This window comes from Methylobacterium sp. NPDC080182, assembly GCF_050281105.1.
Lineage (GTDB): Bacteria > Pseudomonadota > Alphaproteobacteria > Rhizobiales > Beijerinckiaceae > Methylobacterium.
The window spans coordinates 18,296-31,359 of sequence record NZ_JBNNWO010000037.1; the positions used below are offsets into that span (position 1 = coordinate 18,296).

Below are 13,064 nucleotides of genomic sequence, written 5' to 3' on the forward strand. Positions count from 1 at the left end.
CTCCTGTGCACTCGGGACGAGGATGCCGGGCCCCTACGTGTCGGACGACGCGACCTGGGGCGCTCAGGCGGGCTCGGGGAGCAGGTCGGCGCGCATGTCCAGGCCGCGGAAGCCCGCGTGCTCCCAGGCGGCGTGCAACCGCGAGACCCAGCGGCGGAACCCCGCAAGGTCGCGCGTCAGCAGGGTGTAGGGCTTCCGGTTCACGGCCATCAGAGCCTCGACCAGGATCCGCTCGGCCGCCCGAACCGTCGTCGGCGTCGGCCGGCCGACGATTTTGGCGATCGCCGCGGCATCGTCGATGCTGCAGTCCAGCCGGGTGAAGAACTCACCATTGCGGGCCAGATAGGTGTGCTCGTAGAGGCATAGCTCCCCGGCGTAGCCACCGAGGAGGGCGCTGATCCGGTCGCTGCGGCTGAAGCCCGCGGTGTTGACCCTCACGCCGTCCAGCGCCTCCGCGTCGGCCGGACCGGGCTCGGTGGCGCGGGGCGGGGCGTTCAGATCGGGGAGGCGCAGCGTCGTGAACGGCGCCCCGAGCGCGCGGCCGACCCAGGCGTGCCCGGCCTCGTGCAGGCACACGCTCAGGGGGAATTCGTCGCGGATCGCGCGCAGGCGCTCGGGGCTCGGGCGGGTGAAGATCGGGTGCATGTCGGTTCCTCAGGGGTGCCCTGTCGTGCGGGGCCGGTGATCGGCTTCGTTCGGCGAGGGAGGGGACGTTCGGATCAGGCCCTTGCAGGCTCGACCGGGGCCGGCGGCGCGCTCCGGAATCGATTTTCGGCGACGCGGGCGACCATCTCGGGCCGGCGGAAGAACAGGGCTCGGCCGCAGCGCAGAGGCCGGGCGTTGGTGAGGAATACGAACGCCTCATCCACGCGCGCGTCCTGCAGGAGCTCGGAGGGTTCGATCAGGGCTCGCCGGACCTCCGAGTGGGTCTGGCTGTGCCCGGTCGAGCTGGAGGAGCGGCCGCCCACCTGGCCCGAGGTGCCGCGGGTCTCCCCCCGGCTGGTGGCCTCGGCGCTGAATCCGCCACACAGGCGCGCGACCTCCTCGGCGGTCTCCGGATCCTGCACCGCCGCAAACAGCCGCCATGAGGTCGAAGCGTACCAGGCGCTCTTGCCCGACGGACCCCACTGATCCGTCAACTGGCCGAGCGCCTGGTACAGCGGCAACAACGTGATTTTGTACTTTCTCCCGGCGTCGCGGGCGGTCTCCACGATCCGCATGCGGCCGAGCTGAGCCACCTCGTCAAGCAGGAAGAGCACCCTGCCCTGGACCGCACCGTCCGCGCGGTAGACCGCGTCGAGCAGGCTACCGATGATGATGCGGGCCAGCGCCGGGGTCGCCCGCAGGGCGTCGAGCGGGATCTGCACGAACACGCTGACCCCGCCGTCCCGCAGCGCGCGCAGGTCGAGGCCGCCGTCGGAGACGAGGGCGGCGTAGGCCGGGTCGGACAGCCAGCGCGTGTCGCGCGCCGCGTTGGCGTAGACCCCCGAGAACGTCTCATCGACGAGCTCCATTAGGGTTCCGGCGAGCTGGCGGGCCTGGGGCGAGGCCGAACTGGCGTGGATCTCCGCCAAGCGCTCGCGCATCTGCGCCTCGGGGGTGACCACGCGGCGGCGCAGGCCCGCCAGGGTCCGCTCCGCCCGGGGCAGGGACAGGTCCCAGACCAGGTCGAAGATCTGACAGGCGATCATGGTCTTGGAGAGATCCTGGAACACCGCCGCGGTGCCGCTGGCCGCCCGCTCGGGGGGCGGGTCGCCGCAGATCAGGGCGGTGATGGTCTCGACCTGCGCCGCCGCGACGGGGCTGGACGGATCGATGGCGGCCAGCGCATCGATCGAGCCACTCGCCGGGTCGGTCGGGTCGAGGGTGACGATCCGATGCCCCATGGCGAGACGGGCCGGCGTCAGCATCGGGCCGATCTCCCGCGACGGGTCGAGGACGACCGCACTGCCGGTCCAGGTCAATAGGGTCGGCACCGCGACCGAGGTAGTCTTGAAGGCTCCCGAGCCGGCGAACACCAGGGCGTGGGTCGGGCCGAAGCGGCACGGATCGATCAGCAGGGGCATCGTGCCGCCCTGCCCCCAGGTGCCGGGATCCTCCGGATCGAACGGCTGTGTCGCCCCCGGATCCCGGTCGACGCGGTAGGCCTCGCCGACCACGAGGCCGCCGTGGACCGGGTCGGGCCCGGGGAAGCGCTTGCGAGCCCGATCCATGGCGAGCCAGTCGGCGTGGCCGTGGAGGTCGGAGGCCGTGCGCTTGACGCCCGGGGCCGCCTTCGCGAACGGGTCGGGGCCGAGCAGGCAGGCGCCGATCGCGAGCCCGAGGGGGCCGAGGATGGCCGCCAGGATCTCGGCGGGGCCGGCCATCCCGAGGACGGCGGCCGGCGGCATGGTCGCGCGGTAGACCGCGAGCCGCTGCCACTCCGGCCACAGGGTCAGGCCGATGGCCACCGCGGTGCCGAGCATCGCGGCGTAGACGCCGGTCCGGCGCAGCAGCGCCTCCCGGTGCGCCCAGACGCAGAAGCCCACGACCAGGAACGGGCCGACCAGGCGGAAGAGCGGGGCACCCCCGAGATCGAGGCCGAAGGGGGGGCCGTGCAGGCCGGCCCAGACGAAGAGCTGGGCCCACACGGTCCCACCCCAGAACCAGGCGGCCAGCGCCAGCGGCGCCGGCAGCAGCCCGGTTGCGCGGAACAGCACGCTCATGCCCGGTCCTCCGCGTGATCGCCCGAAGCGTCCTGCGGCGCGTGCGCCGTGACCCGGCTCAAGCTCGCACCCACCTCGTCGGCGAGCGCCTTCGCCTCGTCGTAGAGCGCCAGGCCCTCCCAGTGGCGGAGAACCTTGGACCACCGGAAGCCGAGGCCGCGCAGGCGGGTCGTGGCCGCGGTCGGCAAGGCGTGCACGGCGGTGAGGACCAGGGGCTCGCGCCCGGCGGCGCGGGCCTGGGCGTCCCGGTCGAAGGCCTGCCCGCCCGCGACGCGCCAGCGGCTCAGGCGGTCGGGGTCGGCGCTGGCGTGGGCGAGGCTGAGCAGGCCGCCGTAGAGGGCGTTGGGCTCCAGGCCGAGGAGCCCGGCCTTGTCGACCAGCCCGCCGGCCTCGATCAGGCGGCGGGTGCGGGCCTTGCGCTCGGCCTCGCGCAGGCGGTTCTCTTCCAGCGACAGGCGCGCGCGCTGCTGGGCGAGGCGTTCCTGGCGCTCGGCCAGGGTGGTGCGGGGCATGAGTCCTCCTCTCCCGCCGGAGGAGGGCCCCGGCAGGTTGGTTTCCGAATCGTTGCGATGGCCAATCGTCTCATGGATCATTCCGGGACTGAAGGAGGTCACCTGATCGAGGGGGAGCGCTTCATCCGGTGCTGGCGAGCCGGACCGCGTCAGCGGGTTCTGCGCGGGCGGAGGCGGTAGCCGGAGCCAGGCAAGCAGACGCAATATGCATTCTGACGAATGCCGCGTCGGGAGGCCTTCCGAAGGGGACCGAGCTTGACCATATCCAGGGCGTGGCCATCGCCTTCGCCCGCGCCCGGTATATCGGCCGCTCCAGCGGCGGCTCGGCCACGCGCTCGGCCGCCTACAACGCCCGGACGCTGATCCCCGACCAGCGCACCGGCGAGACCTTCACGTTCGCCCACCGGGGCGCCCCCACCTACCACGCGGTGCTGCTGCCCGCGGGCGCGGATCCGGCGCTGGCCGAGGCCGCCGTTCTGTGGAACCGTGCCGAGGCGGCGGAGCGGCGGCAGGACGCCCAGGTCGCCCGGGAGATCGTGCTGGCCCTGCCGGCGAACGCCGACCTGAGCCCGCAGGATCGGATCGCCCTGGCGCGCGGCTTCGCCCTGGAGCACTTCGTCGCGAAGGGCTTGGCGGTCCAGATCGACGTGCACGCCCCGCACGCGGCGGAGAGCGAGGGCGAGCGCGCGAACCACCACGCGCACCTGCTGATCACCACCCGGCGCGTCGAGGGGGCCGGGCTGTCTCCCAAGAAGGCGCGCGACCTAGACCCCGAGGTCCGGCAGGGCGCGGGCGGCCCGCTCGTGGCGGAGGCCGAGGCCTGGGGCGCGACCTGGCGCGACTACCAGGACCGGTACTTCGCCGCCCACGGCCTGGAGATCCGGGTGGACCCGACGGCCGCGGTGCCGGCGGAGCATATCGGCCCGGTGCGGATGCGCGCCCCGGAGGCCGCGGCCAACGCCCGGGCCGAGGAGATCCGGCGGGCGAACGCGCTCGCGGCGCGCGATCCGACCCAGGTCCTGGAGGCGCTGACGCGCACGGCGGCGACCTTCACCGCGCGCGAGCTCGACCGATACCTCGCCAAGCACCTACCGGACGCGGCGGAGCGGGCGACGGTGCGGGACCGGGTGCTCGGGTCGGGGGCGGTGCTGGCGCTGCACGATCCCGAGACCGGCGCGCCGGTCGGGCGCTACACCACCCGCACCGTGCGCGGGCAGGAGCGGGCCGCGATGGCGGATGGGGCCGCGGTCGCGGCCGGGCGGCACCGCGCCCTAACCGAGCGGGCGCGCGCGGCGGCCCCGGGGGCCACGATGCTGCGGCCGGACCAGCGCGCCGCGTTCGACCACGCCGCCGGCGCGGGCGGGCTCAAGCTGGTGATCGGCCGCGCCGGGACGGGCAAGTCGTTCACCCTGGACGCGGTCCGGGATGCGCATGCAGCCGCCGGCTACCGGGTGATCGGGTTGGCCCCGACCAACACGGTGGCGCAGGATCTCGCCCAGGCGGGGTTCGCGCGCGCCGGGACCGTGCACGCCGAGCTGTTCGCCCTGAAGAACGGGCGCACCGCCTGGGACCGGGGCACGCTGGTGGTGGTCGACGAGGCGGCGATGCTGGACACGCGCGTGCTCGGCGCCCTGCTGGCCGAGGCCCGGCTCTCCGGGGCGAAGCTCGTGCTCGCGGGCGACGACCGGCAGCTCGCCGCAATCGAGCGCGGCGGCCTGTTCCCCGAGCTGGTGCGGGCGCACGGCGCCGCCGAGATCCGGCACGTGACCCGGCAGCGGGTCGACTGGCAGCGCCAGGCCGCCCAGGATCTGGCCGACGGCCGGTTCGAGCCGGCGCTGCGGGGGTTTGCGCGCCACGAGGCCCTGGTCTGGACGCGGACCCAGGACGAGGCCCTGGCGGCGCTGGTGGCGCGCTGGACGCGCGACAGCGCCGCCGACCCGAACGCCGCGCGGTTCGTGTTCGCCTACACCAACGCCGAGGTCGACGCCCTCAACGCGGCGCTGCGGAGGGCCCGGCGCGAGCGCGGCGAGCTCGGGGCGGACCATCGGTTCACGACGAAGCACGGGGCCGGCGCGTTCGCGCTCGGAGACCGGGTGCAGATCACCGAGACCTGGAAGGCGGCGGGGCTGTACAACGGCCATGCCGGGGTGATCGTCGCGATCGCGGCCGATCGGATCAGCCTGCGGCTCGACGCCCCGGCCGGGCGGGCGGCGCGGGTGGTGACGTGGGCACCGTCCGGGTTCGACGGGTACCGGCTCGGCTACGCGGGCACCATCTACAAGGGACAGGGCCGCACACTCGACCACACCTACCTGCTCCACTCAAAATTTTGGCGCTCAGCCTCGGCCTACGTGGCGCTGACGCGCCAGCGGCTCGGCGTGGCGGTGTTCGCCGCGACGGAGACGGCGGCGGACCTGCGCCAGCTGGCGCGTCAGATGGGGCGGTCGGAGGTGAAGGCGGCCTCGCTGGCCTTCGCCGCACCGGACGAGCTCACGCCCGCGCAGCGCCGCTCCCTGTCGGCTCGGCCGCGTCTTCCCGAGCCCGTGCGCCGACCGGCGGATTCCCCCGGACTGGGTGTGCGGCCGGTCGCGCGGAGGCCGGGGCCCGATGCGCTCGCCGCGGCCGTCCTGATCCCGGCGTTCGTCGGCGCGGGCCGGGACAGCCTCGGGCGGGGGCTCGACGCCGCGAGTCTGGCCGCGGCCGTGGCGGGCGATGCCGCGGTGATCCGGGCCCGAGCGGAGCGGGCGGCCACGCTCGGAACCGCCTACCGCGATCCGGCGGCGGCGCTGCGGCGGCTGGACGCGCTGCTCGCCCGGGACGGATCCACGAGCGCGGCGCGCCGGCTCGCGGCGGAGCCGGAGGCGATCGGCCGGCTGCGGGGCCGGACTGGGCTGTTCGCCGGGGCCGGGGCCCGGGCCGAGCGGCAGACGGCGCGCGCCGCGGCGGCGGTGCTGGGCGCGAACCTGACGCGGATGGCCGAGGCGGACGCGCGGGCGCAGGTCGGCTACCGCGCCGCCGTCGAGGCGCAGATGCGGGCGGACGCGACGGCGATCCCGGTGCTCTCGGGCGAGGCGGTGACGGCGCTCACGGCATTCGGTGGGCGGGCCGAGGGGAGAGTGGGGGTTAACATCTCGACCGACGCGGTGGTACCCGAGGGGCTCGCGCGGGAGGTCCGGGCGTTCCGGGCGGCGGTCGAGGCCCGCTTCGGGGCTGCCGGAGCGCGCACCTTGCTGGGCGGGGGGGCCGTCGATCCCGTCCAGGTACCGGACGCTGACCGGTCCGCCCTCACCACGGTCGGCGAACTCTACGGGGCTGCCTGCCGGATGGATGCGGCGCGCGCACGGGCGATGACGGTGCAGCGGGTCTCCGCTCGCCACAGCCGGGATATCGGGATCAGACTCTGAGCGCGTGGGCCGAGACGAGAGCGGGCACGACGTGTCGGAGAGGCGTTCCGGGCGGTTCAAATCCGATGTCTGATAATGACCGGCATCGCCCGCAGAGGGTGGAGAGACGACCTTCCGCTATGGAGCAGGATTGACCCAAAGCCGACGCTGCAAACCTTGGAGTGGTTCAGATTAAACTCGATCGTCCCGCGTCGCGTGGAAGGTCAAATCATGACAGTCGTTGATCGCATCGCAGACCACCTCGCCGCTCAGCCGAAGCGCGGGCTTATGGTTGGAGTGGACGGCGTGGACGGCGTTGGCAAAACAACCTTCGCCGATGACCTCGGGGCCGCGCTGCGGGCACGGGGATGCGAGGTCGTCCGCAGTTCGGCGGATGGGTTCCACCATCCTCGTTCCGTTCGCTACCGCCTCGGTCGATCGTCTCCCGAAGGCTTCTACCGCCATTCCTACAACTACCCGCTTCTTCAAAGCGTGCTGCTGCGGCCGCTGATGGCGCAGGGCTCGCGGCGCTTCCGGTCGGCCGCTTTCGATCATGCAATGGATAGGCCGATCGAGGCAGAGGAGCAGGTTGCGTCCAACGATGCGATCCTCGTCTTTGACGGGCTGTTTCTGCATCGTCCGGAGTTGCGCGGCTACTGGGACTTCACAGTCTTCCTCAATGCGCCGTTCGAAGTCACCATTCCGAGGGGAGCAAGCCGCGGCCCGGGGTTCGGCGATCCCGATCCAGCAGCGGCATCGAACCGACGCTACATCGAAGGCAACAGGTTGTACCTCGACGAATGCAAACCAACGCAAGCTGCCTCGGTTGTTGTTGATCACTCGGATCTAACACGGACCAACATCGTCAAATGGAATGCCTAGCGCCGCATTCGTGAGTTCGTGCTCTCCTTCGAGTTTGCTCTTGGCACCGACGCTTCAGACCGCTGGCCGCCGATCCCTTGAAAACTCGACTAACAAGGGCTCGGCCCCAAGCGCTCGATCTATCATCGACCTAGAGCCGCCGCTCATGAAGCGGGAGGTCGCTCCATAAAGCAGTGAGCCTCAGAGCGTGTCAGTTCCACGAAGCCGAAACGCCTGTAGAGCCCACCAACCGGGTTCCAGTGAAGATATTCCAGTCTGACCGGAAGTTCTTTCCCATCCGCCAAGCCGATAAAGTGCTGTAGAATTTCGGTTCCGATGCCGTGCCCGTGATAGCTTGGAAGCAAATATAACTCACCAAGACGTATATGTATCGAATAAAACTCGATTGAGATCGTTCCTAGTCTCTGTCCTAAGCGCTGAATTGCAAAAAAGGCTTGTCAGCGTATGGCTGCTCATGAACTTTGCGCTGGAAAGATTCGTCCCAACCCCATCGCGCTGCGATGTGTGGCCCGAGCGCTGAACACTTTGCTCGGAAGGCAAAGTTGATGTCGCCAGCGGTGTTCCCAAGGCGTGGGAACGAAAGGTCGGCGGGCAGGCTGGGCAACTCCACTTTTGCATTTTAGCCTAGGAAGAGGACCGCCTGCTACTCCAAGCCGACGTTTCCAGAAGCCCCCGAACGACCGCTTGTGGGAAGCGCCCGTCGCGATCCAGGCGGCTGGGTTGGCTCGCTAGCGGGTGGACTATTAGCGAGAGACGATGAGCCATGAACGCGCGCCTTGCTACACCCAGAGATGCCGAGGCTGGTAGCAGCGTCCTCCGGCGGTCAATCTCCGAACTTTGCCATGCCGACCACGCCGGCGATCCAGCCGCCATCGCGGCATGGACGGCCAATAAGACCCCTGACAGTTGGCTCGCTTGGCTGGCCCAGCCCGGCGCATCGCTTTTCGTGATCGAGCGTGCGACCGAGATCATCGGTGTGGGTATGGTCGATGGAGGGGGGACAATCCTACTCAACTACGTCGCACCGGAAGCCAGATACCAAGGGGTCAGTACTGCACTCCTTAAGGCGATGGAAGATGTCAGCGCCCAACATGAGGTCTCGATGTGTCTGCTGGAGAGCACGAAGACGGCGCAGCGGTTCTATATCGCGCGAGGCTATGGACCATTGGAGGGGTATAGCTCCATGGTCATGGCTAAACCTCTAGCAGGGAAGCTCGCAGATCACCCCAAACCGAAACAAACGGACGGTTGACGAATATCGGCTTTCGGGATGCTCGGACAGGCGTCTGGGCGTCTGGATTGGGTCGACAGAAGACTGTCCGCTGCGGCCGCCTGGATCATTGCCTGCTCTCGGGGACGACAGATAGGCATTACTTACTAAAATCTTTTGCGAAGAAAATATCGATTTTGCCCAATAGGATGATCTTCGATCTTTCCGAACATTTCAAATCCCAATTTCTTATAAAAACCGCAAGCCTGAAATTCGAATGTATCAAGCCAAATTCCAACGCAATTGTTGGATCTAGCTAGCCGCTCAGCTTCATGTAAAATCATTGTGCCGTAATTACGACCTCGATGATCTTCGTGTATTGCAAGCAATTCAATGTGTAGCCAATCGTATGTGCATTTCCCCCAAAGTCCTCCCATATGGGCCCCGTCCTCGTCTACCAACAATATGGCCACAGGTCGGCGAAGAGGATTTTCTACTTGAGAAGCATTATAAGCGCGTAGCGGCTCTATGACAGCGTTGCGATCCGCCTCACTCGGACTTTCAGGAATGACAACTCGAACCGCCATGGCGTGAGCTTATTCCAACCTCGCCCATTTTCAACGGCTGCTTTCGGGAAGTGGCAACGGCGCTGCGAACGGCTCAGTTGGGTCGCAACCGGTCAGGATCAGCCGTTGGGCGCTGCCTGCCCTTGGCTGCATGAAGTGGCGCAAGACCGCGAGGCGTGTCACGTAGCGGCTTACTCGTTTGCTAGCGGGATGACGCCATGCTCACTGTATGGGGCCGCAAAACCTCATCCAACGTCCAGGCGCTGATGTGGGGCATTGGCGAGCTTGGCCTGCCATACGAGCGGCACGACGCCGGCCACCGCTACGGCGGCCTGGACACGCCCGCGTTCCGGGCCATGAATCCTAACGGCACGGTGCCGGTCCTCCGCGATGGTGAAGGGGAGCCGCTCTGGGAGACGGGAGCGATCCTGCGCTACTTGGCGGGCCGCTACGGGCCCCCCTCCTTCTGGCCGCCGGAGGGACCCGCGCGCGCGGAGGTCGACAAGTGGGCCGAATGGTCAAAGCTCAACGTCGCCATGAACTTCACCGCGCCGATCTTCTGGCGGGTGGTCAGGATGGCGTCGGCCGGCCGGGATCATGCGGCTGTCGCGCGGGCCGTGGAGAACCTGACCCGTTTCCTCGACATCGCCGAGGCGCGGCTGTCCCGCACGGCGTTCCTTGCCTCGGACGACCTCACGGTGGCGGACATCCAGTTCGCGCACGTGCTCTTCCGCTACTTCGACATCGCCATCGAGCGACCGAAGCATCCGGCCATCCGCCGGTATTTCGACGCGCTGTCCGCGCGACCCGCGTTCCGCGAGCACGTTATGGTCTCCTACGACGAACTCAGATGTCCGGATTAGATCTGCTGTGGGTGGAGGCTGTGTGAGAACGCGGTTGGGTATGTCGGAGCGGATTGGTGACGGGGTGCGAGGTGCCGCGTGCCCTCACGCCCGCAGGGCGGTGAGGAGAGGCCCGGTTCCGAGGATCGCCATGACCCGCTTCAGATTGTAGGCCAGGACCTGCAGGCTCATCTCGGTGGCCACGTTTCTCAACCGTCGCATCCGGAAGTGCGTCGCCCCCATCCAGCCTTTGAGCGTCCCGAACACGTGCTCGACCGTCTGGCGCCGCGTGCGCATCGCATGAGGATCCTCGTCGAGCCGGCGCTGTACGGCTTCCAAGACAGCCTCGTGCTCCCACCGCGTCACCCGCCGCTCCTTGGCCGGCGTGCAGCGTGCCTTGATCGCGCAGTCGTGGCAGGCCGTCGTCCAGTAGCGGCGTAGCGTCAGTCCGCCCTCCACGTTCGTGTAACGGTAGGAGAGCCGCTCGCCGGCCGGACACCGGTAGGCGTCCGCCTCTGGCTCGTAGACGAAGTCTTGTTTGCCGAAGCGCCCCTCCGCCTTAGCGCCCGAGGTCAGCGGCTTGGGCAGCGTCACCGCGATGCCGGCCTGCTCGCAGGCCAGGATCTCCTCGCCCGAGAAGTAGCCCCGGTCGGCCAGCACGCTGAGACCTTCATGCCCGGTCGCCACTTGGCCCTGGCGGCTCATGTGCGCCAGCTGGGTGCGGTCGTGCCCGACGTTGGTCACCTCATGCGCGACGATCAGATGATGCTCGGTGTCGACGACTGCCTGCACGTTATAGCCGACCATCCCCGTGCCCTTACCGCTCGTGGCCATCGCCCGCGCGTCCGGGTCTGTCAGCGAGATCTGCCGGTCGGGGACAGCCTCGACGAGCGTCTCCATCGCCTGCAACTCGCGCATTCGCGTCCGCAGGGCGTCCAGACGCTCGGCGATGCGCACCTTGCGCACGCGCGCGACCTCGTCTTCCTGGCGGTCGGCGGTGTCGAGGGCGGCGAGATAGCGTGCGATGCTCGCCTCGACCTGCTCGATGCGGCGCCGGACCGCGGCTGGGGTGAAGTTGCGATCACGGGCGTTCACCGCTTTGAAGCGGCTGCCGTCCAGCGCCACGACACCACCGGCCAGGAGGCCGAGTTGGCGACACAGCACCACGAACTGGCGGCAGGCGGCTTGGATCGCAAGACCGTTGTCGCGCCGGAAGTCGGCGATGGTCTTGAAGTCCGGGGCGAGGCGGCCGGTCAGCCACATCAGCTCGACGTTGCGGCCGGCCTCGCGCTCCAGGCGGCGGCTGGAGGCGACTTGGTGGAGATAGCCGTAGAGGTAGATCTTCAGCAGCGTCGCGGGATGGTAGCCGGGCCGGCCCGTCGTGGCCGGCACCACGCCGTCAAAACCCAGAGCCGAGAGATCGAGTTCGTCGACGAATGCATCGACGACGCGCACCGGATTGTCCTCGGATACGTAATCGTCCAGCCGGTTCGGCAGAAGAGTGACTTGATGGCGATCAGTACCACAAACAAAACGCGCCATAGCCGCCTCCGCCGTCCCGCAGAGACTATCAGAACAGCAGCGTTTTCACACAGCCTCGGTGGATTACCGTCGGTCCGCTTCCAAGCGGCATCCGCATCAAGGCGGACCTCGTCATGCCCGCAATCCGTATGGGGCATGGAGCCGTACAGTTCGGCACGAAAGCGGGACACTGTTCCTGTTCAGTGGAATTGCAGGCGAGTTACCGGCAGTGCCGGCATCATATCCAATGGCGCCGGCACGAATGTGTTCCTATCGCTTAGTACTGTGGTAGAGGCGATAAGCCATTGATGGTCTTAGTTTTCCATTGACCAACAGGATGTCTTGTCTCCCAAAAATTACGAAGGAATTATTTATGAAATCGATCTCGCGGCGGGTTGTGATTGCCGGTTCGCTTTCAGCAGTTCCGTTCCTAGCCCAAGCTCCCACCGCAGTCGCTTCAAAAGCTCAAGCTGCATCTATCAGTCAGAGCCTTGCAGAACTCGAGCGCCGCCACAAAGGGCGCATCTGCGTAAGCATTATAGATCATATGTCTGATATTCATATTGAATACCGCTCAGACGAGCGTGTTCAAATGTGCAGCACTTTTAAGGTCCTTGCTGTCGCTAACATTCTACACAAAGTTGACCAGGGAAATGAAAAACTGAGCCGACGTTTGACTTTTACCAAGGGCGATCTTGTTGAGTATTCGCCAATTACGAGCGGTCGTGTAAATGAACCCGGCATGACTCTTGGGGAGATCTGTGAAGCCGGGCTGGGCTATAGCGACAACACGTCTGCCAATCTGATGCTGGCTACCTTAGGCGGACCAACTGCACTAACGGCTTTTTGCAGAGAGATCGGAGACAGTGTCACCAGACTGGATCGGCTTGAAACAGAGATGAATTACCCTGGTTGGCCTGATGATTTGAGAGATACTACTACAGCCGCCGCCATGGCGGCAAATCTGCGGAAGTTGTTCTTCACAGATTTCTTGTCGGACCTTTCTCGAGCACAGCTTGCAAGCTGGATGATTGAATGCAAGACAGGTTATACAAGATTGCGGGCGGGACTGCCAAAATACTGGTTGATTGCCGACAAGACTGGAACAAACAATGATAAACTCGGGAATGCCAATGACGTTGCGGTTGCATGGCCTAATGATCGCCCCCCTCTCGTCATCGCGGCTTATTGCGAGGTTCCAGATATTACATCTGAACAGCGTAACTCGATCTTGGCTGAAATCGGCAGGATTGCCTCAGGCGTCTGACCATCCTGGAACGGCCGCTTTCGGGAAAACTTTACGCCAGTCCGTATGCCCGACAAGGGTCGGTAGCCGTAGGACCGCTTGGGGTGGATAGCGGTAAGGCAGCTTTCGGAAGATCGACCCCAAAAGCTGCCCGCCACGACCCCATAATGAGACTGCTGTTTCAAGATACCTATGTC

At 67.2% G+C, this 13,064-nt stretch carries 11 protein-coding genes; 5 read left to right on the forward strand and 6 right to left on the reverse strand.

Annotated elements, in window-relative coordinates; all coding sequences use genetic code 11:
• Positions 1–63: 63 nt before the first annotated feature.
• The 3 genes from ACQKQD_RS32675 to ACQKQD_RS32685 all read right to left on the reverse strand — a co-directional run bounded on the left by ACQKQD_RS32675 (position 64) and on the right by ACQKQD_RS32685 (position 3,217).
• Positions 64–645, reverse strand: a complete 582-nt coding sequence (locus tag ACQKQD_RS32675; RefSeq protein WP_427510795.1) for a hypothetical protein — start codon at positions 643–645, stop codon at positions 64–66.
• Positions 646–719: 74 nt separating this feature from the next.
• Positions 720–2,705 carry a type IV secretory system conjugative DNA transfer family protein gene (locus tag ACQKQD_RS32680; protein ID WP_427510796.1) on the reverse strand — a complete coding sequence of 662 codons (1,986 nt, stop codon included), beginning with the start codon at positions 2,703–2,705 and terminating at the stop codon, positions 720–722.
• Complete coding sequence (locus tag ACQKQD_RS32685) at positions 2,702–3,217, reverse strand: conjugal transfer protein TraD (RefSeq protein WP_427510797.1); 516 nt, start codon at positions 3,215–3,217, stop codon at positions 2,702–2,704. The genes ACQKQD_RS32680 and ACQKQD_RS32685 overlap by 4 nt, the downstream gene beginning before the upstream one ends.
• 272 nt (positions 3,218–3,489) lie before the next feature.
• Here ACQKQD_RS32685 and ACQKQD_RS32690 point away from each other — a divergent pair, with 272 nt between their 5' ends.
• Positions 3,490–6,621, forward strand: coding sequence for an AAA family ATPase (locus ACQKQD_RS32690; RefSeq protein ID WP_427510798.1), 3,132 nt, complete (start codon positions 3,490–3,492; stop codon positions 6,619–6,621).
• A gap of 75 nt (positions 6,622–6,696) precedes the next feature.
• Positions 6,697–7,482 (forward strand): uridine kinase, encoded by a 786-nt coding sequence (locus ACQKQD_RS32695; RefSeq protein ID WP_427510799.1) that lies wholly within the window; start codon positions 6,697–6,699, stop codon positions 7,480–7,482.
• Positions 7,483–7,625: 143 nt separating this feature from the next.
• Here the strand turns inward: ACQKQD_RS32695 and ACQKQD_RS32700 are convergent, their stop codons facing one another.
• Positions 7,626–7,904, reverse strand: coding sequence for a GNAT family N-acetyltransferase (locus tag ACQKQD_RS32700; RefSeq protein ID WP_427510807.1), 279 nt, complete (start codon positions 7,902–7,904; stop codon positions 7,626–7,628).
• A 341-nt stretch (positions 7,905–8,245) separates the two neighbouring features.
• Between ACQKQD_RS32700 and ACQKQD_RS32705 the strand changes: the two genes are divergently transcribed.
• Positions 8,246–8,734, forward strand: coding sequence for a GNAT family N-acetyltransferase (locus tag ACQKQD_RS32705; RefSeq protein ID WP_427510800.1), 489 nt, complete (start codon positions 8,246–8,248; stop codon positions 8,732–8,734).
• A gap of 125 nt (positions 8,735–8,859) precedes the next feature.
• Here ACQKQD_RS32705 and ACQKQD_RS32710 read toward each other — a convergent pair whose 3' ends face one another.
• Entirely contained in the window at positions 8,860–9,279 is a 420-nt protein-coding gene (locus tag ACQKQD_RS32710) for a GNAT family N-acetyltransferase (RefSeq protein WP_427510801.1), read from the reverse strand.
• A 197-nt stretch (positions 9,280–9,476) separates the two neighbouring features.
• On the opposite strand from ACQKQD_RS32710, the gene ACQKQD_RS32715 reads away from it, so the two are divergent.
• Positions 9,477–10,121 carry a glutathione S-transferase family protein gene (locus ACQKQD_RS32715; protein ID WP_427510802.1) on the forward strand — a complete coding sequence of 215 codons (645 nt, stop codon included), beginning with the start codon at positions 9,477–9,479 and terminating at the stop codon, positions 10,119–10,121.
• A gap of 84 nt (positions 10,122–10,205) precedes the next feature.
• On the opposite strand, the gene ACQKQD_RS32720 is transcribed toward ACQKQD_RS32715, so the two are convergent.
• Positions 10,206–11,642 (reverse strand): IS1182 family transposase, encoded by a 1,437-nt coding sequence (locus ACQKQD_RS32720; protein WP_427510803.1) that lies wholly within the window; start codon positions 11,640–11,642, stop codon positions 10,206–10,208.
• A gap of 352 nt (positions 11,643–11,994) precedes the next feature.
• On the opposite strand from ACQKQD_RS32720, the gene bla reads away from it, so the two are divergent.
• The gene (gene bla / locus ACQKQD_RS32725) at positions 11,995–12,888 is read left to right on the forward strand and encodes a class A beta-lactamase (protein WP_427510804.1); all 894 of its coding nucleotides are present in this window, start codon (positions 11,995–11,997) and stop codon (positions 12,886–12,888) included.
• Positions 12,889–13,064 lie beyond the last annotated feature (176 nt).